Raw genomic sequence first — 22,665 nt, 5'->3', positions numbered from 1 at the left:
AGCCTCAATCCACCATGTCCGCAACAGCCTTGCCGCAAGCCGTCGTGTCGGCGTTGCCGCCGAGGTCCTTCGTCCGCAGCGTGCGTTCGGCGAGCGTGCGCTCGATCGCCTCCACGATCGAACGGCCGGCTTCCTTTTGGCCGAGATGCTCCAGCATCATCGCGCCCGACCAGATCATGCCGATCGGGTTGGCGATGCCCTGCCCGGCGATATCGGGCGCCGAGCCGTGCACCGGCTCGAACACCGAGGGGAAATCGCCTTCGGGATTGATGTTGCCTGACGGCGCGATGCCGATCGTGCCGGTGCAGGCCGGGCCGAGGTCGGACAGGATGTCGCCGAACAGGTTGGAGCCGACCACGACGTCGAACCAGTCGGGATGCAGCACGAAGTTCGCGGTCAGGATGTCGATGTGGTACTTGTCCCACTTCACGCCGGGAAACTTCTTGGCCATCGCCTCCACGCGCTCGTCCCAATAGGGCATGGTGATGGAGATGCCGTTGGACTTGGTCGCGGAGGTCAGGTGCTTCTTCGGCCGCGACTGTGCGAGCTCGAAGGCGAACTTCAGGATGCGGTCGACACCGGTGCGGGTCATCACCGTCTGCTGCGTCACGAACTCGCGGTCGGTGTCGGGGAACATGCGGCCGCCGACGGAGGAATATTCGCCTTCGGTGTTCTCGCGCACCACCCAGAAATCGATGTCGCCGGGCTTGCGGCCCGCCAGCGGCGACGGCACGCCGGGCATCAGCCGCACCGGGCGCAAATTCACATATTGGTCGAACTCGCGGCGAAACTTGATCAGAGAGCCCCACAGCGAGACGTGGTCCGGAATCTTGGCCGGCCAGCCGACCGCGCCGAAATAGATCGCATCGTGCTTGCCGATCTTCTCCTTCCAGTCATCCGGCATCATCTGGCCGTGCTTCTCGTAATAGTCCCATGACGAGAAGTCGAAATGGTCGAAATGCAGGGCAACGCCGTGCTTCTTCGCCGCGGCTTCCATGACGCGCAGGCCCTCGGGCATGACTTCCTTGCCGATGCCGTCGCCGGGAATGACCGCGATCCGGTATTGTTTCTTGCTCATCGAGAACGTCCCTTTTTGGTCCGGCAGCCGCCGCCTTTCTGATCGCACTGCAATGGACCAAACGCGCCAGCAGTGCAACGCTGCACTGCAATGTTGACCGTGGCGCGGCCATGCGCCTACTGGTTTGATCCTGTTCCCATTCCGAGAGTACCCTCATGGATCTGCATCTGCGTGGCAAGCGCGTCCTGATCACGGGCGCGTCGAAGGGCATCGGCGCTGCCGCGGCCGAAGCATTTGCCGAGGAAGGCGCGCATCTCCTGCTCGCCGCCCGCAGCGGCGATCAGCTCAAGGCGCTGGCCGAGCGCTTACGCTCGGCGCACCAGATCGATGCCGCAACGAGCATCGTCGATCTACGCAAGGCCGAGGACGTGGCGCGGCTGGCGAAAGAAGCCGCCGACATCGACGTGCTCGTCAACAATGCCGGCGACATCCCCGGCGGCTCGATCGACAAGATCGACGAGGCGACCTGGCGCCACGCCTGGGAATTGAAGGTGTTCGGCTATATCAACCTCACGCGGCAAATCTACGCGCAGATGAAGGCCAAAGGCGGCGGCGTCATCGTCAACGACATCGGGGCTGCCGGCGAGAAGTTCGACGCCAATTACATCTGCGGCAGCGCCGGCAATGCCGCGCTGATGGCCTTCACCCGCGCGCTCGGCGGCAAGAGCCTCGCCGACAACATCCGCGTGGTCGGCATCAATCCGGGGCCCGTCGGCACCGATCGCCACGTCACGCTACTGAAGACGCGGGCCAAGCACCAGTTCGGCGACGAGAGCCGCTACAAGGAATTCCAGAAGAGCCTGCCGCTCGGCCGCCCTGCGCATGCGCGCGAGATCGGCGACCTCATGGCGTTCCTGGCCTCGGACCGCGCGGGCTATACGTCGGGCGTGATTTATACGGTGGACGGCGGCATCAGCGCCGGGTGGGGTTAGTTTTCCGTCATTGCGAGCGGAGCGAAGCAATTCGGCAATGTGTCCGGGGCGGCAGTCTGGATTGCTTCGCTGCGCTCGCAATGACGACACAATGAGCACAGGAGTGAAATAATTGTCTCAAGACCTGATCCGCGAAACCGCATGCACTGTCGTCGACAAGCTGCGGTCTGGCGATGTCTCGCCGCTCGAGCTCCTGGATGTGCTGGAGAAGCGCGTCGGTGAAGTCGACGGCAAGGTCAATGCGCTGCCGACACTGTGTTTCGATCGCGCGCGGGACAGCGCCAAGGCCTTGATGCGCAAACCCGCCGGCGCGCGCGGGCTGCTCGCGGGCCTGCCGGTGCCGATCAAGGATCTGACCGACGTTGCGGGCGTCTTGAACACACAGGGCTCGCCGATCTTCAAAGACAACATCCCCGCCAAGTCCGACCTGATGGTCGAGAACCTCGAGGCCAATGGCGCGGTCGTCTACGCAAAATCTAACACGCCGGAATTCGGCGCCGGCGCCAACACCTTCAACGAGGTGTTCGGCGCAACGCTCAATCCCTGGGACACGACGAAATCCGCGGCAGGCTCCTCCGGCGGCGCCGCGGTGGCGCTGGCCACCGGCATGGCCTGGCTCGCGCAAGGCTCGGACATGGGCGGATCCTTGCGGAGCCCCGCAGCCTTCTGCGGCATCGTCGGCATGCGCCCGAGCATCGGCCGCGTCGCGCATACGCCGAAAGTAGCGATCGATCGCAACCTCGGCGTGCAGGGCCCGATGGCACGCAATGTCGAGGATCTCGCGCTGCTGCTCGATGCCATGAGCGGCGATTATGCCGACGATCCGCTGTCGCTGCCGGCGCCCGCGACCTCGTTCCTGACATCCGCACGATCCGCCAAGAAACCGAAGCGCATCGCCTATTCACCTGACCTCGGCATCACCCCCGTCGATCCCGAGGTGAAGGCGATCACGCGGAAGGCGGCGGAACGCTTTGCCGAGACCGGTGTCATCGTCGAGGAAGCGCATCCGGACTGGCGCGAGGCGCATGAGTGCTTCCACGTGCTGCGCGCCTTCGATTTCGCGATCAGCAAGGCGGAGCTGCTGCGCACGAAGCGCGAGCTGCTCAAGCCCGAGGTGATCTGGAACATCGAGGAAGGCCTCAAGCTCACCGTGGAGCAGCTCGCGCGCGCCGAGGCCCAGCGCGTCGGCATGACCGCGCGGGCGGTCGAGTTCTTCAAGACCTATGATCTGCTGCTGACACCCACCACAATCGTGCCGCCCTTCCCGATCGAGCACCGCTATGTCGCCGAATGCGCCGGCAAGACGTTCGACAATTACGTCGAATGGCTCGGCATTGTCTACGCCATCACACTGGCCTGCTGCCCCTCGCTGTCGCTGCCGTGCGGCTTCACGACGTCCGGCCTGCCGGTCGGCGTGCAGGTCGTCGGCGCACCGCGGAGCGACGCCGACGTGCTCGCGGGCGCGAAGGTGCTGGAGGATATATTGGGCCTGCGTAGCACGACGCCGATTGATCCGAAGGTGAAGAACTGACATCTCTCCAATGACGACGCCCCCTCGCATCGCCCTCATCCACGCCCTCAAGCACTCCATCGCCCCGATCGAAGCGGCTTTTGCGAAGGCGTGGCCGGAGGCGCGGCTGATGAACCTGCTCGACGACAGCCTGTCGGCGGACCTGGCGCGCGACGGAGCGCTCAACGACACCATGACCGAGCGCTTCCTGGCGCTCGGCAATTACGCGGCGACGACCGGAGCGAACGGGATTCTGTTCACCTGCTCGGCCTTCGGCCCCTGCATCGAGGCCGTCGCGCGAGCACATGCGCAGATGCCGGTGCTCAAGCCCAACGAGGCGATGATCGAGCGTGCAGTGACGATGGGCAAGCGCATCGGCCTGCTTTCGACCTTCCCGCCGACGCTAATCTCGATGCCCCCGGAGTTTCCGGCGACCGTCCAGATCGTGCCAAAGCTTGCCGAGGGCGCGCTGGCGGCGCTCGACCACGGCGACCGTGCCACACACGACCGGCTGGTCGTCGAGGCGTCAAAGGACCTGTGCGATTGCGACGTGGTCGCGCTGGCGCAGTTCAGCATCGCAGCGACGGCACCGTTGGTTGCGGAGGCCACCGGCCGCCCCGTCGTGACGACGCCTGACAGCGCGGTCGACAAGCTGATGAGACTACTGAAAGCAAAGGCTTAAGCGCCGGTCTTCTTCTGACGGCGTGCGTCCTTGATCGCCGCCGCGAGCGCGGCCTTGGTCTCGTTGACGAAATCCTCGACCAATTCCTCGCGCGTGGCATGGGCGGCCTCGCCGGTGAACAGGCCCTGCTCTGCCAGCATCACCACGCCGTGCAACGCCGCCCAGATCTTGAGCGCTTGCCGCTCGCGCAAATAGCCGACGGCAGGCGCTTCGAGGGCTTCGATCACGAGCGAAAAAGTCTCGCGCGTGGCCTCGTGCAGCTCGCTGCCCTTGGCTGCGCATGAGACGGTGCGCGATGCGAACATCAGACGGTAGATGCCATTGCGGCGCAGACCGAAATCGAGGGTGACCTGCGCCAGTCGCGACAGCTTTGATTGCTTCGACGTACCAGTCATCGCCTCGCGCAGGATCGCGCTGAGCTGCCGGAACGCCTCCGCCGTCACCGCTGCAAGCAGGGCCTCGCGGTCGGCGAAGTGCCGATACGGCGCCGGCTGAGAGACGCCGAGTTGCTTGGCCAGCGCCTTGATGCTGATCGCCTCGGCGCCACCGTGCTCCGCCTCGCGCAGCGCGGCCTTGATCAGTGCGTCACGGAGATCGCCATGATGGTAGGTGTTCTCGGGCTTGCGAGCGAGTTGGGAGCGCATGTCGAAGGCAAGCCTATAAGTTTGCGCTTGACAGGGGAAGCCTGTCGCGAATGTAATAGCATATAACTTAGAACAAGCGGCAAATGCCGCGACAATGTCGTCAAGAGGAACGCGCCGCCTTCCAGCAGCGCGCATACGACCGAGGAAGCCGCCATGACAGAGCGATTGAGGGTTCACGTCGATCCCGACAAATGCCAGGGCCACGCCCGCTGTAAGGCGCTCGCGCCCGAGCTGTTCGAACTCGACGAATACGGCAATGCGCACGAAGCCGGCGACGGCATTGTCCCGCCGGGCCTTGAAGACAAGGCCTGGCTCGCCAAATCCAATTGCCCGGAAATCGCAATCGACGTGACCGAGGAGTAGCGCGGGCTCCCTGTGCCCGCGTGCCCGATCCGAACACCAGCCCGAGGATTCCCCGACATGTCCGACGTCAGCCAGCCTGTCGCCCATCCGCCGGTCACCGACTGGGTCAACGATTTCGACCACACCGACCCGCAATGGACGGAAGATCCGTTCCCGATCTGGGATGAACTGCGCGCCGCAAGCCCCGTCGTGCACACCGACCGCTTCCTCGGCTGCTACATGCCGACGACCTATGAAGCCGTGCGCGAGATCGCCAACGACACCGAGCATTTCTCCTCACGCCGCATCATCGTCCGCGACGTTCGTCCAGAGGTCGCGAGGAACGCCGCTCCGCCGATCACCTCGGATCCGCCCGTGCACAAGCCGGCCAAGCAGCTCCTGCTGCCGCCGTTCACGCCGGACGCGATGAAGAAGCTGGAGCCGCGGATGCGCGCGATCTGCAACGAGCTGATCGACGGGTTCATCGCCGACGGCAAGGTCGACGCCGCAGCACGCTACAGCAAATACATTCCGGTTCGAGCCATCGCGCATATGCTGGGCATCCCAGAGAGCGACAGCGATCTGTTCATCCGCTGGATCCACATGATCCTCGAACTCGGCATCAAGGACGAGAGCAAGCTGCTCCAGGCCGTGCAGGAGATGAGCGCCTATTTCAGCGCGCATATCGAGGCGCGCAAGAACAAGCCGACCGACGATCTCGACGATCTCATCTCCTACCTGATGAACGCCAGGGACAAGGAAGGCAACCCGCTCGAAGACTCGCACGTCCTGGGCTCGCTGCGCCTGCTTCTGATCGCCGGCATCGACACCACCTGGAGCGCGATCGGTTCCTCGCTCTGGCATCTTGCGAAGACACCGGCCGACCGCGAGCGGCTGCTCGCCGAGCCCGCACTGATTCCGACCGCGGTAGAGGAGCTGCTCCGCGCCTATTCGCCGGTGACGATGGCCCGCGAGGTGGTGAAGGAGACGACGATCTCGGGTTGCCCGGTCAAGGCGGGCAACATGGTGCTCCTCTCTTTCCCGGCCGCGAACCGCGACCCCAAGGTGTTTCCGGATGCTGACAAAGTCGTGATAGACCGCCGCGAAAATCGTCACGCCGCCTTCGGCCTCGGCATCCACCGCTGCGTCGGTTCCAACCTGGCGCGCATGGAGATGCAGGTTGCGCTGGAGGAATGGTTGAAGCGCATTCCAGACTTCGCGCTCGATCCGGCAGGCACCGTGACCTGGTCGCAGGGCACGGTACGAGGCCCGCGCCAGTTGCCATTTCTGCTGGGAAAGGCGATGTAGGTCTTTCCAACACGAGTATGGAGAGGCTGGACGGCCATGGCTGACGACAACGAGCCGCCCGACAGCAAACTGACGCGCACCAAGGAGAAGTGGGCGCGCGAGGGCCGCTTTCTCACGGGGAAGATCACCCGGCCGCAGGAACAAAGACTGCCGCCCGGCCAGCACCTCACCAAGGACTGGCCCGTGCTCGATCTCGGGGTCGTGCCGCCGGTGTCGCGCGAGCGCTGGCGGCTCGACGTCTACGGTGCGATCGAGACTCCCGTGTTCTGGACCTTTGCGGAGTTCGCTGCGCAGAAGCAGGCCCGGTTCACCTCCGACATCCACTGCGTCACCACCTGGTCGCGCTACGACAACGAGTGGGAAGGGCTCGCCACGCGCGAGCTGCTCGCGGCCTGCCAGCCCCGCGAGGATGCACGCTTCGTCACACTGCATTGCCATGACGGCTACACCACCAACCTCGCGCTGGAAGACTTTGCCGCCGAGGACGCGCTGCTCGCCCATAGCTGGTCCGGCCAGCCGCTGACGGAGGAGCACGGCGGCCCCGTGCGTCTGGTCGTGCCGCATCTCTATTTCTGGAAGAGCGCCAAATGGCTCCAGGCCATCGAATTCCTGACCGAGGACGCGCCGGGCTTTTGGGAAGTCCGCGGCTATCATAACCGCGGTGATCCCTGGGCCGAACAGCGCTATTCAGACGATTAGAATTCCAGGCAAGAACGGGGGAAGCCCATGCCGACCGAGCGCTTTCAATTCACCGGCGAAGGCGGTCATCAGCTTTCAGCCGCACTGGAATTGCCCGACGGCGAGCCCGCGACCTACGCGCTGTTTGCGCATTGCTTTACCTGCGGCAAGGACACGCTGGCGGCCAAGCGCATCGCGGTCGCGCTCGCAGCCAAGGGCATCGCGGTGCTGCGCTTCGACTTCACCGGACTCGGCTCGAGCGAAGGCGATTTCGCCAATTCGACGTTTTCTTCGAATGTCGCCGATCTGGTCCGCGCCGCCGATCATCTGCGCAGTGTCCGCAAGGCGCCGTCGATCCTGATCGGCCACAGCCTCGGCGGCGCTGCGATCCTCGCGGCCGCTGAAAATATCCCGGAAGCCAGGGCCGTCGCGACCATCGCGGCCCCATCCGACCCGGCGCATGTGACCGGCCTCTTCAAGGAGCACCTCGACAACATCCGCACGCAGGGCGAGGTCGAGGTGTCGCTCGCTGGACGCCCGTTCCGGATCAAGCGCGAATTCCTGGAGGACATCGCCGAGCACGCGCTGATGACGGATATCACCGGTCTGCACAAGGCGCTGCTGGTGATGCACTCGCCGGTCGATGACACCGTCGGCATCGACAATGCGACCAGGATCTTCGTTGCCGCCAGGCACCCCAAGAGCTTCGTCTCGCTCGACCATGCCGATCATCTGCTCACCAAGCCGGCCGATGCGCTCTATGCGGCCGATGTGATCGCGGCCTGGGCAAGCCGCTACATCGACACCGCCAAGCCCGCCAAGGCGATGGATCTGCCCGAGGCGCCGCGCCAGGTGGTGGTGCAGGAGACCCGGAAAAGCAAGTTCAACCAGATCATCACCGTCGGACCGCATCGACTGGTGGCGGACGAGCCGGTCGCCGCCGGCGGCGAGGACGCCGGTCCCGGGCCCTATGATTTCCTGCTCGCAGGCTTGGGGGCCTGCACCTCCATGACCATGCGGCTCTATGCCGACCGCAAGTCGCTGCCGCTCGAACGCGTGACCGTCGCGCTGAAGCATTCCAAGATCTACGCCAAGGACTGCGCGGAGTGCGAGACGCGCGAGGGCATGCTCGACCAGATCGAGCGCGACATCACGATGGACGGCGCTCTCGATGCCGACCAGCGCAAGAAGCTGATGGAAATCGCGGACAAATGTCCGGTGCACCGGACACTGACCTCGGAGATCCGGATCGTGACGAGGGCGGCGGACTAGCCACTTGCACTAGAAGCACGATGCCATCGTCCGCACGGCCGCGCTGATCTCGCTCTCGCGCCAAGCCGCAAAGCCGAGCAGAAAGCCGTGATCGCGGCGCCGACCAAGCGCCAGGCTGGACAGGGCGCGCGTCTCGACCCCCGCGGCGACCAGCCGCTTCACCGCCTCCTGGTCGGCAGTGCCGCGCTTGAAGCGGGCGACGAGCTGGATGCCGCCCGGAGGCACTTCGACAGAGAGCTTCTCACCCAGCTGCTGCTCCAGTTCCTCGACGAGATGATCGCGGCGCGCGCGATAGAGGCGGCGCGTGCGGCGCAGATGTGCGAGGAAGTGGCCGTCGGCGATGAATTCGGCCAGGGCCTCCTGAACGTGGCTGGCGGCGATGAGCCCGACATGGCGCTGCGCGATCTCCAGGGTGCCGACCAGCGCCGGCGGCGCGACGAGATAGCCAAGCCGGATATCCGACGTCATCACCTTCGAGAAGGTGCCGACATAGAACACGCAGCCATGGGCATCGAGCCCCTGCAAGGCCGGCACCGGCCGGCTGTCATAATGGAATTCGCCGTCGTAATCGTCCTCCACGATCCAGGTCTTGCCGGGCCTGCTCAGGCTGAGAAACTCGGCGCGGCGGGCGAGCGACATCAACCGCCCCGTCGGATGCTGATGCGAGGGCGTCATGAAGATCAGCCTTGGCGCGGCAAGTCCCGGCATCCGTCGCATGCCCTGCTCGTCCAGTCTGATACCGGTCACGCGCGCGTTGGAGGCCCGGAAGGCAGCCACAGCACCGGGATAGCCGGGATCCTCGACCCAGACCTCGTCACCGGCCGCAACGACGGTTGCGGCAATCAAGTTCAATGCCGCCTGCGCGCTCGGCAGGATCATGATCTGGTCCGCGCTCGCGCGGACGCCGCGGCTGGTGGCGAGATAGTGCGCCAGCGCCTCGCGCAGGCGCGCCCGGTTCACCGATCCGAGCCCACGCTTGGCCGCACCTACGGCGCTACGGCGCAGACAGCGCGCCCAGACCTCGTTCGGAAATTCCCTGAAATCGCCGTGCCCCGGGCGCAACGGCTTCAACTCTCCCTGATAGGACATCGGCCAGTCGACCTGCTTGAGCCTCGAAGCCCAGGGTGAGAGCCGCGGCCTTGCGGAGCGCTTGCTCGATACGACGGCGCCGGTCCATTCGGTAGGCTCGCGGCCGTCGACAGCGACCACCGGACGGCGGCCGGGCGAGGCTTCGAGATATCCCTCGGCAGCAAGTTGCTCGAACGCATAAGTGACGGTGTTCCTGGAGACGCCGAGATCACGCGCGAGCCGGCGGCTCGACGGCAGCGTGCGGCCTTTGCCGAGGCGGCCGCTCGCGATCAGCTCTCTCAGCCGGCTCGTGAGCTGGGCCACCAGCCCCTCGCCGTCAGCCCGTTTCAAGTCGATCAGGGCCCAGATCATATCATCGGAAACTGGCACCTTGTTCTTCTCCAATCTGGCACTTTTTCAAGTGCCAGATTGGATGCTATCCGCGCAACCGGATTGCTTCAAGGAGATCCGAGATGAAGGCCCTGTCACCTCGCGCCGCCGTCGGCCTGTTCCTCATCGTGGTGCTGGCCTGGGGCGTGAATTGGTCGGTGACGAAGCAACTGGTGCAGTTCGTCCCGCCGCTTTGGAGCGCGGCGATCCGGAGCTGGATCGCGCTGATCAGCCTCACGGTGATCCTCGGACTGAGCAACAATCTCGTGATCCCGGAACGACGCGACGTGCCTGTCATCCTCAGCGTCGCGCTGCTGCACATGACGCTGTTCTCGATCCTGGTCGCCGCCGGCCTTCGCTTTCTGCCTGCCAGCAAGGGCGTCGTGCTGGGCTACACCACGCCGCTCTGGGTCGCACTCGCCGCGCCCATGCTCGGAAAGGACACGCTGACCGCGCCGAAACTCGCCGGCGCCCTGCTCGGACTGGCCGGGCTTGCCGTCATCCTGAATCCGTCGTCGATCGACTGGACCAATACAGGAATCCTGCTCGGCGCCGGCATGGTCATCCTCGCCGCAATCTCCTGGGCCGCGAACATCATCTATATGCGCGCGCATCGCTGGATCGCCTCTCCGCTCCAGCTCCTGCTCTGGCAGGTGCTCGTGGCCACGGCCTTGCTCTCGACCCTGGCAATGACCTTCGACGGGCTGCCGCAAATCGAGTGGTCATGGAGGCTCGTGTCGCTCTTTCTGTATTCGGGACTGATCGGGACGGCGCTGGCCTATTGGGCGATGTCGATGGTCAACAAGAGCATCTCGGCGCTGACGACATCGCTCGGCACCACCGGGACGCCGCTCGTCGGCATCGCAAGTGCTGCGATCCTGCTGGGGGAGCCGATCGACATCAGCCTTGCCATCGCGGCCGGACTGATCGTCTCCGGTATCGGGCTTGCGACACTCGGCGACCGCCTGTTGCGCGGTCAGGCCGTTGCGAGCGGCTGAACCCGCAAGTTTCCGCGCAGGCCGGCCGTCGTGCCGAGAAGGATGCCCGCGACTGCGACGGACGAGCCCAGCGCGAGTGTCGACATGCCGGTGAGCCCCTGCCCGACCGAACAGCCGAACGCCATCACGCCGCCGATCCCCATCAGAGCGGCGCCGCCGCCCGAACGCAGCATGTGGCGCGGCGAGGAATAGCCTTCAAGCTTGAAGCGGCCCGTGGCCAGCGCCGTCGCGAGGCTGCCCGCGAAGACGCCGGCCACGGTCGCGATACCGAAGTTCAGCGTCAGGCCGGTCGAGAGCATCGCGTATTGCAGGCTGTCGGCGATCGGCGCGACGAAGGTGAGCGAGGTCACCGCGACCGGATTGAAGTCGTCGGCGCCGAGATAGCCGGTGACGAGCCAGCCGGCCGCGACGAGGAGACCGACGATGACGCCCGCTGCGATCTGGCCCGGCGAGCGGCGGAACCCCGGATGCGCGACGGCAAACAGGACCAGCGCGGCGACGATGACCGCCGCAGCCAGCGCGCGAGAGAGAGGTTCGGCGAGACCGAGTGTCCCCAGCAAGGACGGCAGCGAATTGGCGCTGACGGTGGTTTGCGAGGCCTGAACCAGCACGATGCGCGCCGGCGCGATGAGGCCCTTGAGCGTCATCTGCGCGGCAATGGCAAGCACGATCACGACGACGAAGGAGCGGAGGTTGCCGCGGCCGAGCAGCACCAGCGCGCGCGAGCCGCAGCCGTTCGACAGCACCATACCATAGCCGAACAGCAGACCGCCGAGGAACAGCACAGGCACCGAGAAAGTCTGTTGCAGGTAGATCGTCCTGCCGAGATCGACCATGCCCTTGCCGGCGAGGAATTGGCTTGCGGCGATCGCCACCCCGATCGCCAGCGCATAGGTCCGCACCAGCCGCCCGTCCCCCTCGCCCAGCCAGCCGCGCATGCTGCTCATCAGGCAGAAGCCGCTGAGCAGGCCGACGGCGCCGTAGATCAGGCCGATGACGAGGCCGGCGAGGACGACGAGCTGAGCGGACGCTTCCATGATCACGGCTTCAGGATCACCCGGTCACGCGAGGAGCCGGCAACGGCGACGTAGGACTCCTTGGCACGCTCCAGCGGATAGACGGCGCTCGGCTTGATCGGGAACGGTTTCAAGTGGGCGCTGGCAAAGCCGGGGCCGAGATCACGGAGCACCGCACCGGTTGCGGCCGAGGACAGGCCGAGCGTGTCGATGCCGACATAGGTGTGCTGTCCCCGGTAGAACTCGAGAATGTTGAACTGCACGATGCGGTCGATCGCGGCGATCAGGATCTGGCGGCCGCGCAAGGCGAGCGACTTGTGCGCCGCCTGGAAATAGGGATCGCCTACGGTGTTGAAGACGATATCGGCGCCCTTGCCGCCGGTCAGTTCGCGCACGCGCACGGCAACGTCCGTCGCGGAGGCGTCGATCACCTCGATCGGTACGTTGGCGTGGCCTTCGTAAACTTCCGCCTTGCGCACCACGCCGATGACGCGTGCACCCTGCCAGGTCGCGATCTGCACGGCAGCCTGGCCGACCTTGCCGTTGACGCCGAACACCAACACGGTCTCGCCACTCTTCGGTATGCCGGCGCGGCGAAAGCCTTCCATGGCCGTGACGAAGGGAACGCCGATACCCGCGGCTTCCTCCCAGGAGACCGTCTTCGGCTTCTCCACCACGGCATCGGCCCCGACCACGAGATGGCTGGCGTGGGTGCCGTCGCGCCGGATGCCGAGATCACCCGAGGAGCCGAACACCTCGCGGCCGATCGTGCCGGCGGGCCCGTCGATCACCACGCCGGAATAATCTCGGCCGGGCGTCCGCGGGAACACCGCATAGGGCATCAACCCGGTCGCGGCCTTGACGTCGGACGGGTTGACGGCCGCGGCCCTCACCTCGATCAGGAGATCGTTCGGGCCGCGCGAAAGCATCTGAGGCTCAATCGCCGGCGCAAGTGCAGCCGCGTTTTCAGCCTTGGCATTGAGGCGCACGCAGCGCGCTTCGACGGTTTTGGTATCGGCTGGCGACATAGAAAGACCCGTGATTTATCGCGGCCTTGTCGCCTTTGAGGCCGGTCAAGTCAATCCGTCAAGACAACACGTCAAGTCAGTCTTTGGGCCGCTTGTCGTACAGGCGCTTGGCCTTGCCGAGCGAGCGTTCCAGCGTGGCCGGCGCGACCACTTGCACCTTCGAGCTGATCCCGATGGTGTTCTTGATGTGGGTTGAGACGCGATCCGCATGATCGACGAGCCCCCGGCCATCCCAGCTCTCCGACCTCGCCTCGGCGATGATGGTCAACTCATCCATGCGGCCTTCGCGGGTCAGCTCCAGAATGAAATGGCCGCCGCACCAATCGGTCGCGAGCAGCACTTCCTCGATCTGGGTCGGGAACAGATTGACGCCGCGCAGGATGATCATGTCATCCGAGCGGCCCGTCACCTTCTCCATCCGCCGCATGCCGGGGCGCGCCGTGCCCGGCAGCAGCCGCGTCAGGTCGCGGGTGCGATAGCGGATCACGGGAAAAGCTTCCTTCGTGAGTGAGGTGAAGACCAGCTCGCCCTTCTCGCCGTCCGGCAGCACCGCGCCGGTCTCGGGATCGATCACTTCGGGATAGAAATGATCCTCCCAGATGTGCAGGCCGTCCTTGGTCTCGATGCATTCCTGGGCGACGCCCGGGCCGATCACTTCGGAGAGACCATAGATGTCGGTCGCGTCCATGTCGAAGGCGTCCTCGATCTCGCCGCGCATCGCATTGGTCCAGGGCTCGGCACCGAAGATGCCGACCTTGAGCGAGCATTGGCGCGGATCGAGCCTCTGGCGCTTGAACTCGTCGAGGATCGCCAGCATGTAGCTCGGCGTCACCGTGATGATATCAGGGCGGAAATCGTTGATGAGCTGCACCTGCCGCTCGGTCATGCCGCCTGAGATCGGCACCACGGTGCAGCCGAGCTTTTCCGCACCGTAGTGGACACCGAGCCCACCGGTGAAGAGACCGTAGCCATAGGCATTGTGGATGATCATGCCGGTGCGGCCGCCGGCCGCGCGGATAGAGCGCGCCATCACGTCCGACCAGGTATCGATATCGGCCTGCGTATACCCCACCACGATCGGCTTGCCCGTGGTGCCGGAAGAGGCGTGCACGCGCACCAGCTTTTCGCGCGCCACGGCGAACATGTTGAAGGGATAATTGTCGCGCAGGTCCGTCTTCACGGTGAACGGGAATTTGGAAAGATCGGAGAGCTCGCGAAAGTCGGACGGATGCACGCCGGCTTCGTCGAACGCCTTGCGATAATGCGCGACGTTGTCATAGGCGTGCTTCAGCGACCAGGCCAACCGCTGCTTCTGCAGCGCCATGATCTCGTCGCGCGAGGCGCGCTCGTGCGCGTCCATCTCGGCGCTATAGGAGCTGCCACCTTCCTTGCGTCTCGTCAGAGCCATCCTCGTTTCCCCACATTGGTCGTTCTTATTTGTCTTGCCCCGGCAGCCACGTGCCGGGAATGACACGCGAGTGACCGCGGAATTCCGCGATGACGGTGTCGCCTGCGGTGACACGCACGTCATAGATGCCGGAACGGCCTCCGCGTGTGACCTCACGTGCCTTCGCAACGAGGCGATCCCCAAGCTTGCCCGGCTTGATGAAGGTGATCTGTCCTTGCGCGGCAACGACGCGATGGTCGTGCGAGTTGCAGGCAAACGCAAAGGCGGAATCGGCGAGCGTGAAGATGAAGCCGCCATGAGCGATGCGCTGGCCATTGACCATGTCCGGCCGCACATTCATTGCGAGCGTCGCAAAACCCGGGCCGATCTCGACGATCTCCATGCCGAGACCCTTGGAGGCATCGTCCTCCGCCCACATCGCCTCGGCGCAGGCGCGGGCAACATCCTCAGGCGACAAAGCGGCTTTGACGTTCACGCGCCTCTCCCGGTCAAATGCTTGCCCATGATGTTCTGCTGGTTGGCCAAAACTGTCAAATAATGCGACGCATTTGCATCGCCGGCGTCTGATGCGCCTGCTCAGACATGGTCATAGTCGACCACGACGCGCTCCGACGACGGCTTGGCCTGGCAGGTCAGGACGAAGCCTGCCTTCAGCTCCCAGGGTTCCAGCGAATAATTGATCTCCATCGGCGCTTCACCTTCGACCAGCTTGGCGCGGCAGGTCGAGCACATGCCGCCCTTGCAGGCGAAGGGCAGATCGATGCCCGCGCGTAGCGCGGCATCGAGGATCGCCTCATCCTCGGCGACCGGAACGTCGCGGCGCTTGCCGTCGATGATCAGCGAGGCGATTGCTTTCGGCGGCGCGTCAGAAGCCACCACCTTCTTCGGCCGCGGCTTGCCGCCGAATTCGGAAACGAAGCGCTCGACGTGAATGCGTTCCTGCAGGATGCCGAGCGCGCGGCAGGTCGCCTCGATATCTTCGCTCATGCCAAGCGGCCCGCAAATGTAGACATGATCGACGCTTCCCGCCGGCACCAGCGAGCGCAACAGCACCCTCACCTTGTCGCCGTCGAGCCGGCCATGCAGGATCGGGATGTCCTGCTCCTCCCCGGAGATGACGTGGAAGATCGAGAGGCGATCGATGAATCGGTCTTTCAGCTCCTCGAGCGCTTCGAGGAACATGATATTATCGGTGGTGCGGTTGCCGTAGAACAGGAAGAAGCGGCTGCCAGGCTCACGCGCCAGCGTCCCCTTGACGATCGACAGGATCGGCGTGATGCCTGAGCCTGCGGCAAAGCCGACATGGATGCGCGCGGCGTCGGCCTGGGGGATCGCACCGAAGCGGCCCGTCGGCGTCATCACGTCGAGCTCGTCGCCGCATTTCAGCTCGTCCGCCGCCCAGTTCGAAAACGCGCCGCCGTCAACCTTCTTCACGGCGATGCGGATCTCGCCGTCGTCGGGGCCGGAGCAGATCGAATAGGAGCGGCGTACTTCCTCGCCGTCCAGCGTGGTGCGAAGCGTGAGGTACTGGCCGGGCGTGAAGGCGTAATCGCAGGCGAGTTCGCCGGGAATGGCGAAGGTCATCGAGACGGCGTCGGAAGCCTCGCGACGGAGGTCGCTGACGGCGAGGCGATGGAAGCGTGGTGCGGCGGCTGACATGATCAATGACACTTGAAATAGTCAAAGGGTTCGCGGCAGGACTTGCAGCGCCACAGCGCCTTGCAGGAGGTCGAACCGAATTCGGACAAGACTTCGGTCTTGTCAGAACCACATTGCGGGCAGGCCACCGCCTGTTCACCGAACAGCGCCCGGCGCGAGCTCGAGGCTTGCGGCGGTGCGATGCCGTAGGCGCGTAGCTTTTGGCGGCCCTCCTCGCTCATCCAGTCGGTTGTCCAGGCGGGGGACAGCACGGTGCGGACCTTGGGACGGTGAAAGCCTGCGCGTTCCAGCGCCATCTCGATCTCCAGCGCGATCATGTTCATCGCCGGACAGCCGGAATAGGTCGGCGTGATCGCGACCTCGACATGTTCACCATCGAGCGCAACCTCGCGCAGCACGCCGAGATCGGCGATGGTCAAGACCGGGATTTCCGGGTCGACCACGCTTGCCGCGGCATCCCAGGCACGCCGACGCAGCTCGCTATCGCGCTCCAGTACCGTCACCATGTCAGCCCCGGGAAGGTACGCTGCATCGATTGCAGCTCGGACAGGAGATGGCCGAGATGCTCGCTGTGCCGGCCCACGCGGCCGCCCTGCTGCATCCAGCCGTTCTGCGGCAGCTCGAGTGTCGCCTCGCGGGCGACATCAGACACCGTCGTCAACCAACGAACGCGCAGGCTCTCCGGATCGATGGCGACACCGCCATGGATCAAGGCGCGCTCGCCATCGTCAACTGTAAACATCTCGCCGGTGAAGGCCCAGAGCTGATCAACCGCGGCCTGGGCGCGGGCGTGGCTCTCATCGGTGCCGTCGCCGAGCCGAATGATCCACTCCGAGGCATGGCGCAGATGATAGGCGCTCTCCTTCTCGGACTTGGCGGCGATCGCGGCAAGCGTCGTATCGCGCGAGGACATCATCGTGCGCCAGTAGAGATCGGCAAAGGCGGAATAGAAGAACTGCCGCACCAGGGTCTGCGCGAAATCGCCATTGGGCTGCTCGACCAGCAGCAAATTGCGGTACTGCCTGACGTCGCGCAGATAGGCGAGCTTGTCCTCGTCGTTGTCCCTGCCTTCGACCTTGGCAGCGTAGCTGTAGAGCTCTCGCGCCTGGCCGATCAGGTCGAGCGCGATGTTGGAGAGCGCCATGTCCTCTTCCAGCATCGGCGCATGCCCGCACCATTCCGACAACCGATGCCCGAGGATCAGCGCATCGTCGGCGCGGCGCAGCGCGTAGAGCACCAACGGCGTTTCGGAGACCTCGATGTTGGCGGTCGCCATCACATGTGCCCCACTTCCTCGGGCACCTCGTAGAAGGTCGGATGCCGGTAGATCTTCGATTCCGCCGGCTCGAACATCATGCCCTTCTCGGCGGGATCGCTCGCGGTGATCGCGGTGGACGGCACGACCCAGATCGACAGACCCTCGCCGCGACGCGTGTAGATGTCGCGAGCGGCCTGCAGGGCCATCGTGGCATCGCTCGCGTGCAGCGATCCCACATGCTTGTGCGCGAGCCCGTTGCGGCTGCGAATGAAGACTTCCCACAGCGGCGTGTTCGGCGTGGCCATATCGATCTCCTATTCGGCGGCTTGTGCGGTCTGACGCTGCGCGCGCTTTGCGGCGTAAGCGGCCGCCGCTTCGCGCACCCAGGCGCCTTCTTCATGTGCCTTGCGCCGCACGGCTATGCGATCGCGGTTGCACGGTCCATTGCCGGCGAGTACCTGCTTGAATTCCGTCCAGTCGATCTCGCTGTAGCGCCAGTGCCCGTCGGCGTCCTGAATCATGCCGGGATCCGGAATGGTGAGGCCGAGATATTGCGCCTGCGGCACGGTGGCATCGACGAATTTCTGGCGCAGCTCGTCATTGGAGAAGCGCTTGATCTTCCACTTCGTCGAGGTGTCGCTGTGCTGGCTCGTCGCGTCCGGCGGGCCGAACATCATCAGCACCGGCCACCACCACCTGTTCAGCGCATCCTGCGCCATCGCCTTCTGCTCGTCCGAGCCGCGGCACAGCGTCAGCATGATCTCGTAGCCCTGGCGCTGGTGGAACGACTCCTCCTTGCAGACGCGGATCATCGCACGCGCATAGGGGCCATAGGAACAGCGGCACAGCGGGATCTGATTCATGATCGCGGCGCCGTCGACGAGCCAGCCGATGGTGCCGATATCGGCCCAGGTCAGCGTCGGATAGTTGAAGATCGAGGAATATTTGGCCTTGCCGGCCAGCATGGCGTCGACCAGCTCTTCGCGCGAGGTGCCGAGCGTCTCGGCCGCGGCGTAGAGATAGAGCCCGTGGCCGCACTCGTCCTGCACCTTGGCGAGCAGCGCGGCCTTGCGGCGCAGCGTCGGCGCGCGCGTGATCCAATTGCCTTCCGGCAGCATGCCAACGATTTCGGAATGGGCGTGCTGGGAGATCTGGCGGGTGAGCGTCTTGCGATAGGCCGCCGGCATCCAGTCGTTCGGCTCGATGCGCTCTTCGGCATCGACTCTGGCCTGGAACTGCGCGGCTTTGCCAGCGTCCTCCAGACCGCGATCGTCAGCCTCGGCCGTGTTCAGCGCCTGGGTATACATGCGCTTTCCTCCCATTTTGTTGGGAGACAATATATAACAAAAATCACCTCATGCAAGATATTTCTGTAACATGAAACTTAGACCCCGAACCTCCTTTCCAGGAGTTTTCGCGCAGGCGGCAATGGCCCTTTCTCGTTGGTTCCATGGCCATCAAGCCATTGTTCGGAGGGGACAAGCAGCGCGCGATAAATTTCACCGCAGACCTGCCGCGCCGCCCTACCCGGCCAGTCCCGCGGCAGCAGGCTTTCCGGCAGCAGCGGATCGCGCAGCACGACGCGGCGGTAATAGTGGATGAGCAGGATACGTGCGGTGAAGGCGTCGGCCCCGGACAGATCCGTGCCGCGCGCGATCGCGGCGCGAAGCGGCTCGAACGTCTTCATGAATTTCAGATAGGCGTCCGCGGTGCGGTCCAGCGGCCAGCTCGCGCTGAGCAGACGACGTCCACTGTCATCTTCCGCCGAGACCTCGAGACGGATCGCACCCGAGGCTTCATCCGGCACCGGCACGCCTGAGGGGGCAACCCACACTCCTGGCAGCGGACTGCCGAAACCGGCATTGCGCAGCGCTTCGCGCGAGACGTCTCGGTCCTCGCCATTGCCGATCAGCAGCAGTTCGAACCGCCCGGTCCAGTCGGACGGCGGCGGATCGTAGATGTGGCGCGTCGCAGCCTCGAATGTCTGCCGGCCCTTGTCGGCCAGGCGATAAAAACTGTTGCGGCCGACCTTCTCGCGCGTCAGCCAGCCATCGGCAGCAAGACGAGACATCGCGGTTCGGACGACGCCGCTGTCGATATCCAGGCTTTCGAAGAATTCCAGCAGCGTACCCAGCCACACGGAGCCGCCACGCGGCACGATGGCATCGCCGAACACGGTGATGACGATGGACCCGGTGCGCGACGGTTCACGCTTGAGCTGGTCGATGATGCGGGAGAGCGGATGCGCCATGCGCGAGGCATAGCGCGTTTGGTGTCGCTGCGACAATGGATTGGCGGCTGCTCTCCCTCCCCCGCGAGCGGGGCAGGATCAAGAAGCACACTAACGATGCGGATCGGGATATACCACGCTGCGCCAGCCGCTGCGGTCGAAGGGACGCCACTGGCCTTCCTTCTGCGCGAGGCGATCGGCGACCGCGTAGACCACGGCGGGATGATGGCCCATGCCGCAATGGCTGCTCTCGACCTCGATGCTCTCGGTCTGAGCCCCCGTCTTCTCCATGCAGCCCTGCCAGGCACAGACGCCGTCGGTGCGGCTGAAGATGGCGGTGGTCGGCACCGGTGGCGGGGCGGCGAGCTCGCCGCCGAACTGCGGGTCGATTTCGTCGGACTTTCGCCCGCTCGCCCATTCATAGACGCGCCAAGCGTTGGTCGAACGCGGATCGCCGGCAAACGGACTGCCGAGCGTGATCACCTGACGCACGCGCTCCGGCATCATCTTGGCGAGCTGACGCGCATAGAGGCCGCCGAGACTCCAGCCGACCAGGCTGATCTTGCGACCATGCGTGTCGCTGAGCTCCCGAACCAGGTCCACCATCGCATGCTGCACGCCATCGCGCAGGCCGTAATTGCGGCCCTGGCGCCAGCCGCTCATTGCATAGCCCTTGCTGGTCAGAAATGCCCGCAGCGCGCGCGTGGACGCGTCGGAGGCCACGAGGCCCGGCAGCACCAGCACCGGATGCCCATCGCCGCGCGGCGCGAGGCTCAGCAGCGGCAGCGCACCGAGGAACGCGCCGAACTCATGGATCGCGCGCCCTTCCAGGAACATCAGAGTACGGGACGGCGGACGCAACGTCTGGGCAGTAGCGGTCATCAATAGTCCCCTGGGAAGAATTGCTGAAAAGGCCGCCGGCCGCGACGCCGGCAAAACGGGTATGAATTCCAACACGCCGGCGACTTGATCGTTCCGCAGCGCAACATGAATCAGCTAGGCGGCCGGTTCCCGACATTCAAGCGGGAGAGGCGCGAGGCTACAATAGGCCTGCGCGTTAATGCTAACGGCAGTGACGCAAAAGTCACAGCCATCGGAGCAGGAACTCTACGGAGTACAACGCGAGCCCGGCGAGGCCGCCGATCAGCGAACCGTTGAAGCGGATGTATTGCAGGTCGCGTCCGATGTTGATCTCGATCAGCGAAATCAGCTGCGCCATGTCCCACGCCTTGACCTGGTCGGAGATGAAGATCGAAACGCCGCTCTTCTGGTCGGCGACGAAGCTGCGCAGCACCGCCACCAGACCCTTGTTGATCTCGCCGCGCAGCTCGGCATCGCCGGCGAGCGCCTCGCCCGCCGCGACGAACATGCCCGCGAGATGATGTTGCAGCACCTGTGTCTCACCGCTCGCACTGCGCTCGATGAATGAGCGCGTGTTGGCCCACACCGTGCGGGCGAGATCGGCAAGCTCGGGCCGCGCCAACAGATCGCGCTTCAATCCGTCGATGCGGTCGATATAGGCCTGATCGCTGCCGAGCCGGTCGACGAAGCTCAGCACCATGCGGTCGAACTCACCGCGGAACGGATGCTTGGGATCGCTGCGCACCTCATTGAAGAACGCCGTGGCGGACGCCACGATCTTGTTCACCAGAAACTTGTCGGCGCGATACAGCCTGAGCAGGGTCGGCAATTCCGCACGCACCTTCTCGCGGATCATCCCCATCGTCTCTTGCTGGTTCAGCGTCTCGTGCATCACGCGCAGGAGATCGTCGAACAGGATCTGGTGCCGTCCCTCCGCGACGAAGCCACGCAGCGTACCGGCGGCGAGCGGCGCAAGATCGATCGCCTGGAGCTGGGAGGACATGCGGCGGATGATGAAGGTCATCAGTCCCGAACTTTCCGTCGCGGAGACAGCCTCGGGCAGCAGGCGCAGCGCAAAGCGTGCAAGGTCGTCGCTGCGCTTGCGATCGCGCAGCCAGTCGGCGACGAAGGAGCCGAAATCGATCTCCTTCAGCTTGGCCTCGACGGGGCCCGCTTCCAGGAAATGCACCTGGATGAATTCGCCGAGCTTGTCGGCGATGCGGGCCTGGTTGCTCTGGATGATCGCGGTATGCGGGATCGGCAGGCCGAGGGGCCGCTTGAACAGCGCAACCACCGCATACCAGTCGGCGAGGCCGCCGATGGTCGCAGCTTCCGCGAAGGCGGCGACGAAGCCGAACACGGGATGCACGGGGAGAAGCCACTTCGCGACGACGAACAGCGCCAGCGTCGAAGCCAGCACGAGCGTCGCCAGCGCCTTGACGCGGCGCAGCTCGGCCGCGCGTTCGGCATCGCCGGGGGAATCGAAGGAGAAGGTGGCGGGTGGGGTCATCGTGAATTGGAGATTACGTCATTCCGGGGCGGTCCGCAGGACCGAACTATGGTGCGCACTTGCGCACCAGAGAATCTCGATTCCGGGCTCGCCCTTCGGCGCCCCGGAATGACGGCTGTGACAAAAAACAAAAGGCCCGCCGAAGCGGGCCTCAAATTTCAGTTTGCACTCAAGGCGCCGGATCAGGCCGTCTTGTTGTAGACCTTGGCGAAATTGTCCTGAGCGGACTTCGCGCCATTGGCGGCGAGCTTGCCGAAATAGTCGGCGGTCGCCTTGGCACGCGAGACGAACACTTCGCCGCGCGAGCGGAGCAGGCCCGACTGGATCTCGACGGCCTCGCTGAACGACTTGGCGGAAGCCAGCTTGTCGATGCTCGCGAAGAACGCCTCGGCGTCCTCGTAGATCGCCTGCTGGATGTTGCGGCTGATCTTGCCGGCCTCAGTGACGGACTCGGTCACCGCGTTCTCGACGGCGGCGGTCACCCGCTCGGAGCCGGCGAACACCTCGGCAGCACGGTCCTTGGCGGTGTTGGCGGTCTTCTTGACGAACTCGCGGGCGGCCTCGGGAACTTCCAGATTCTGGATGTTCTTGAAAGCGTCCTTGAAGCCCTCGAAAGCGGTGTTGGTTTCAGTGGTCATGGGGTTCTCTCCATCCTCATTGGTCTGAGCTATGGGCTCACCCCGTCCGCATTGGCCCGGGGCCCGATCTATATGGCATAGTTAATTGTGCGATGCAACATCTGTGTTGCGATGCGATATCACGAGATCGTGAACAGCCTTAACGAGAGGCAATC

Annotated in this window: 24 protein-coding genes; 8 read left to right on the top strand and 16 right to left on the bottom strand. The window is 64.8% G+C overall.

Annotated features, from left to right (window positions below):
* Positions 1–4: 4 nt before the first annotated feature.
* Entirely contained in the window at positions 5–1,078 is a 1,074-nt protein-coding gene (locus ACFDR6_RS20745) for a tartrate dehydrogenase (RefSeq protein WP_212081181.1), read from the bottom strand.
* Positions 1,079–1,233: 155 nt separating this feature from the next.
* Here ACFDR6_RS20745 and ACFDR6_RS20740 point away from each other — a divergent pair, with 155 nt between their 5' ends.
* The 3 genes from ACFDR6_RS20740 to ACFDR6_RS20730 all read left to right on the top strand — a co-directional run bounded on the left by ACFDR6_RS20740 (position 1,234) and on the right by ACFDR6_RS20730 (position 4,202).
* Complete coding sequence (locus ACFDR6_RS20740) at positions 1,234–2,010, top strand: SDR family oxidoreductase (RefSeq protein ID WP_194407007.1); 777 nt, start codon at positions 1,234–1,236, stop codon at positions 2,008–2,010.
* 112 nt (positions 2,011–2,122) lie between these two features.
* Entirely contained in the window at positions 2,123–3,541 is a 1,419-nt protein-coding gene (locus ACFDR6_RS20735) for an amidase (RefSeq protein ID WP_375859329.1), read from the top strand.
* A 10-nt stretch (positions 3,542–3,551) separates the two neighbouring features.
* A complete protein-coding gene (locus ACFDR6_RS20730) occupies positions 3,552–4,202 on the top strand; it encodes an aspartate/glutamate racemase family protein (RefSeq protein WP_375859328.1) in 651 nt (216 codons plus the stop codon).
* Here the strand turns inward: ACFDR6_RS20730 and ACFDR6_RS20725 are convergent.
* Positions 4,199–4,846 (bottom strand): TetR/AcrR family transcriptional regulator, encoded by a 648-nt coding sequence (locus tag ACFDR6_RS20725; RefSeq protein ID WP_212081177.1) that lies wholly within the window; start codon positions 4,844–4,846, stop codon positions 4,199–4,201. The two genes, ACFDR6_RS20730 and ACFDR6_RS20725, sit on opposite strands and share 4 nt — an antisense overlap.
* A gap of 153 nt (positions 4,847–4,999) precedes the next feature.
* Here ACFDR6_RS20725 and ACFDR6_RS20720 point away from each other — a divergent pair, with 153 nt between their 5' ends.
* The 4 genes from ACFDR6_RS20720 to ACFDR6_RS20705 are packed head-to-tail and all read left to right on the top strand — an operon-like array spanning position 5,000 to position 8,446.
* On the top strand, positions 5,000–5,209 hold the full coding sequence (locus ACFDR6_RS20720) for a ferredoxin (RefSeq protein ID WP_212081176.1): 210 nt from the start codon (positions 5,000–5,002) through the stop codon (positions 5,207–5,209).
* Between the two features lie 57 nt (positions 5,210–5,266).
* Positions 5,267–6,496 carry a cytochrome P450 gene (locus ACFDR6_RS20715; protein WP_212081175.1) on the top strand — a complete coding sequence of 410 codons (1,230 nt, stop codon included), beginning with the start codon at positions 5,267–5,269 and terminating at the stop codon, positions 6,494–6,496.
* Positions 6,497–6,532: 36 nt separating this feature from the next.
* Positions 6,533–7,195 (top strand): sulfite oxidase-like oxidoreductase, encoded by a 663-nt coding sequence (locus ACFDR6_RS20710; protein WP_212081174.1) that lies wholly within the window; start codon positions 6,533–6,535, stop codon positions 7,193–7,195.
* 27 nt (positions 7,196–7,222) lie between these two features.
* Positions 7,223–8,446: a bifunctional alpha/beta hydrolase/OsmC family protein gene (locus tag ACFDR6_RS20705; RefSeq protein ID WP_212081173.1), complete on the top strand. Its 1,224-nt coding sequence runs from the start codon at positions 7,223–7,225 to the stop codon at positions 8,444–8,446.
* Between the two features lie 9 nt (positions 8,447–8,455).
* Here the strand turns inward: ACFDR6_RS20705 and pdxR are convergent, their stop codons facing one another.
* Positions 8,456–9,886, bottom strand: coding sequence for a MocR-like pyridoxine biosynthesis transcription factor PdxR (gene pdxR, locus ACFDR6_RS20700; RefSeq protein ID WP_375859569.1), 1,431 nt, complete (start codon positions 9,884–9,886; stop codon positions 8,456–8,458).
* 101 nt (positions 9,887–9,987) lie between these two features.
* On the opposite strand from pdxR, the gene ACFDR6_RS20695 reads away from it, so the two are divergent.
* Complete coding sequence (locus ACFDR6_RS20695; RefSeq protein WP_375859327.1) at positions 9,988–10,902, top strand: DMT family transporter; 915 nt, start codon at positions 9,988–9,990, stop codon at positions 10,900–10,902.
* Here the strand turns inward: ACFDR6_RS20695 and ACFDR6_RS20690 are convergent.
* The 13 genes from ACFDR6_RS20690 to ACFDR6_RS20630 all read right to left on the bottom strand — a co-directional run bounded on the left by ACFDR6_RS20690 (position 10,881) and on the right by ACFDR6_RS20630 (position 22,510).
* Positions 10,881–11,939 (bottom strand): YeeE/YedE family protein, encoded by a 1,059-nt coding sequence (locus ACFDR6_RS20690; protein WP_375859326.1) that lies wholly within the window; start codon positions 11,937–11,939, stop codon positions 10,881–10,883. The genes ACFDR6_RS20695 and ACFDR6_RS20690 overlap by 22 nt on opposite strands.
* A 2-nt stretch (positions 11,940–11,941) precedes the next feature.
* A complete protein-coding gene (locus ACFDR6_RS20685) occupies positions 11,942–12,946 on the bottom strand; it encodes a quinone oxidoreductase family protein (RefSeq protein ID WP_375859325.1) in 1,005 nt (334 codons plus the stop codon).
* A 76-nt stretch (positions 12,947–13,022) separates the two neighbouring features.
* Positions 13,023–14,354 carry a phenylacetate--CoA ligase PaaK gene (gene paaK / locus ACFDR6_RS20680; RefSeq protein ID WP_375859324.1) on the bottom strand — a complete coding sequence of 444 codons (1,332 nt, stop codon included), beginning with the start codon at positions 14,352–14,354 and terminating at the stop codon, positions 13,023–13,025.
* Positions 14,355–14,379: 25 nt separating this feature from the next.
* The gene (gene paaI / locus ACFDR6_RS20675; RefSeq protein ID WP_375859323.1) at positions 14,380–14,829 is read right to left on the bottom strand and encodes a hydroxyphenylacetyl-CoA thioesterase PaaI; all 450 of its coding nucleotides are present in this window, start codon (positions 14,827–14,829) and stop codon (positions 14,380–14,382) included.
* 101 nt (positions 14,830–14,930) lie between these two features.
* Positions 14,931–16,013, bottom strand: coding sequence for a 1,2-phenylacetyl-CoA epoxidase subunit PaaE (paaE, locus tag ACFDR6_RS20670; RefSeq protein ID WP_375859322.1), 1,083 nt, complete (start codon positions 16,011–16,013; stop codon positions 14,931–14,933).
* A 2-nt stretch (positions 16,014–16,015) separates the two neighbouring features.
* Positions 16,016–16,519: a 1,2-phenylacetyl-CoA epoxidase subunit PaaD gene (gene paaD, locus ACFDR6_RS20665; RefSeq protein WP_375859321.1), complete on the bottom strand. Its 504-nt coding sequence runs from the start codon at positions 16,517–16,519 to the stop codon at positions 16,016–16,018.
* Complete coding sequence (gene paaC / locus ACFDR6_RS20660; protein ID WP_375859320.1) at positions 16,513–17,289, bottom strand: 1,2-phenylacetyl-CoA epoxidase subunit PaaC; 777 nt, start codon at positions 17,287–17,289, stop codon at positions 16,513–16,515. Before paaC ends, paaD begins: the two co-directional genes overlap by 7 nt.
* Positions 17,289–17,576, bottom strand: a complete 288-nt coding sequence (gene paaB, locus ACFDR6_RS20655; RefSeq protein WP_008136594.1) for a 1,2-phenylacetyl-CoA epoxidase subunit PaaB — start codon at positions 17,574–17,576, stop codon at positions 17,289–17,291. The genes paaC and paaB overlap by 1 nt, the downstream gene beginning before the upstream one ends.
* A 9-nt stretch (positions 17,577–17,585) precedes the next feature.
* Positions 17,586–18,578 carry a 1,2-phenylacetyl-CoA epoxidase subunit PaaA gene (gene paaA, locus ACFDR6_RS20650; protein ID WP_212081164.1) on the bottom strand — a complete coding sequence of 331 codons (993 nt, stop codon included), beginning with the start codon at positions 18,576–18,578 and terminating at the stop codon, positions 17,586–17,588.
* Between the two features lie 77 nt (positions 18,579–18,655).
* Complete coding sequence (paaX, locus tag ACFDR6_RS20645) at positions 18,656–19,522, bottom strand: phenylacetic acid degradation operon negative regulatory protein PaaX (RefSeq protein WP_317240469.1); 867 nt, start codon at positions 19,520–19,522, stop codon at positions 18,656–18,658.
* Positions 19,523–19,612: 90 nt separating this feature from the next.
* Positions 19,613–20,383, bottom strand: coding sequence for an esterase/lipase family protein (locus ACFDR6_RS20640; protein ID WP_317240470.1), 771 nt, complete (start codon positions 20,381–20,383; stop codon positions 19,613–19,615).
* A 202-nt stretch (positions 20,384–20,585) separates the two neighbouring features.
* On the bottom strand, positions 20,586–21,872 hold the full coding sequence (locus ACFDR6_RS20635) for a DUF445 domain-containing protein (RefSeq protein WP_375859319.1): 1,287 nt from the start codon (positions 21,870–21,872) through the stop codon (positions 20,586–20,588).
* 182 nt (positions 21,873–22,054) lie between these two features.
* On the bottom strand, positions 22,055–22,510 hold the full coding sequence (locus ACFDR6_RS20630; protein WP_375859318.1) for a phasin: 456 nt from the start codon (positions 22,508–22,510) through the stop codon (positions 22,055–22,057).
* Positions 22,511–22,665 lie beyond the last annotated feature (155 nt).

Origin of the sequence: Bradyrhizobium tunisiense, from assembly GCF_042263385.1 — a bacterium.
Lineage (GTDB): Bacteria > Pseudomonadota > Alphaproteobacteria > Rhizobiales > Xanthobacteraceae > Bradyrhizobium > Bradyrhizobium tunisiense.
Note: the sequence above shows the minus strand (reverse complement) of the source record. Positions and strands in the feature narration are given on the sequence as shown.

Bases quoted from the DNA above. Each gene is read 5' to 3' on its own strand.
- paaE (WP_375859322.1), bottom strand. From the start codon at position 16,013: ATGTCAGCCGCCGCACCACGCTTCCATCGCCTCGCCGTCAGCGACCTC.
- ACFDR6_RS20720 (WP_212081176.1), top strand. From the start codon at position 5,000: ATGACAGAGCGATTGAGGGTTCACGTCGATCCCGACAAATGCCAGGGC.
- paaX (WP_317240469.1), bottom strand. From the start codon at position 19,522: ATGGCGCATCCGCTCTCCCGCATCATCGACCAGCTCAAGCGTGAACCG.
- ACFDR6_RS20695 (WP_375859327.1), top strand. From the start codon at position 9,988: ATGAAGGCCCTGTCACCTCGCGCCGCCGTCGGCCTGTTCCTCATCGTG.
- ACFDR6_RS20740 (WP_194407007.1), top strand. From the start codon at position 1,234: ATGGATCTGCATCTGCGTGGCAAGCGCGTCCTGATCACGGGCGCGTCG.
- pdxR (WP_375859569.1), bottom strand. From the start codon at position 9,886: ATGATCTGGGCCCTGATCGACTTGAAACGGGCTGACGGCGAGGGGCTG.
- ACFDR6_RS20685 (WP_375859325.1), bottom strand. From the start codon at position 12,946: ATGTCGCCAGCCGATACCAAAACCGTCGAAGCGCGCTGCGTGCGCCTC.
- paaB (WP_008136594.1), bottom strand. From the start codon at position 17,576: ATGGCCACGCCGAACACGCCGCTGTGGGAAGTCTTCATTCGCAGCCGC.
- ACFDR6_RS20710 (WP_212081174.1), top strand. From the start codon at position 6,533: ATGGCTGACGACAACGAGCCGCCCGACAGCAAACTGACGCGCACCAAG.
- ACFDR6_RS20630 (WP_375859318.1), bottom strand. From the start codon at position 22,510: ATGACCACTGAAACCAACACCGCTTTCGAGGGCTTCAAGGACGCTTTC.
- ACFDR6_RS20730 (WP_375859328.1), top strand. From the start codon at position 3,552: ATGACGACGCCCCCTCGCATCGCCCTCATCCACGCCCTCAAGCACTCC.
- ACFDR6_RS20705 (WP_212081173.1), top strand. From the start codon at position 7,223: ATGCCGACCGAGCGCTTTCAATTCACCGGCGAAGGCGGTCATCAGCTT.
- ACFDR6_RS20745 (WP_212081181.1), bottom strand. From the start codon at position 1,078: ATGAGCAAGAAACAATACCGGATCGCGGTCATTCCCGGCGACGGCATC.
- ACFDR6_RS20635 (WP_375859319.1), bottom strand. From the start codon at position 21,872: ATGACCCCACCCGCCACCTTCTCCTTCGATTCCCCCGGCGATGCCGAA.
- ACFDR6_RS20640 (WP_317240470.1), bottom strand. From the start codon at position 20,383: ATGACCGCTACTGCCCAGACGTTGCGTCCGCCGTCCCGTACTCTGATG.
- ACFDR6_RS20690 (WP_375859326.1), bottom strand. From the start codon at position 11,939: ATGGAAGCGTCCGCTCAGCTCGTCGTCCTCGCCGGCCTCGTCATCGGC.
- paaC (WP_375859320.1), bottom strand. From the start codon at position 17,289: ATGGCGACCGCCAACATCGAGGTCTCCGAAACGCCGTTGGTGCTCTAC.
- ACFDR6_RS20715 (WP_212081175.1), top strand. From the start codon at position 5,267: ATGTCCGACGTCAGCCAGCCTGTCGCCCATCCGCCGGTCACCGACTGG.
- paaK (WP_375859324.1), bottom strand. From the start codon at position 14,354: ATGGCTCTGACGAGACGCAAGGAAGGTGGCAGCTCCTATAGCGCCGAG.
- paaD (WP_375859321.1), bottom strand. From the start codon at position 16,519: ATGGTGACGGTACTGGAGCGCGATAGCGAGCTGCGTCGGCGTGCCTGG.
- ACFDR6_RS20725 (WP_212081177.1), bottom strand. From the start codon at position 4,846: ATGCGCTCCCAACTCGCTCGCAAGCCCGAGAACACCTACCATCATGGC.
- paaA (WP_212081164.1), bottom strand. From the start codon at position 18,578: ATGTATACCCAGGCGCTGAACACGGCCGAGGCTGACGATCGCGGTCTG.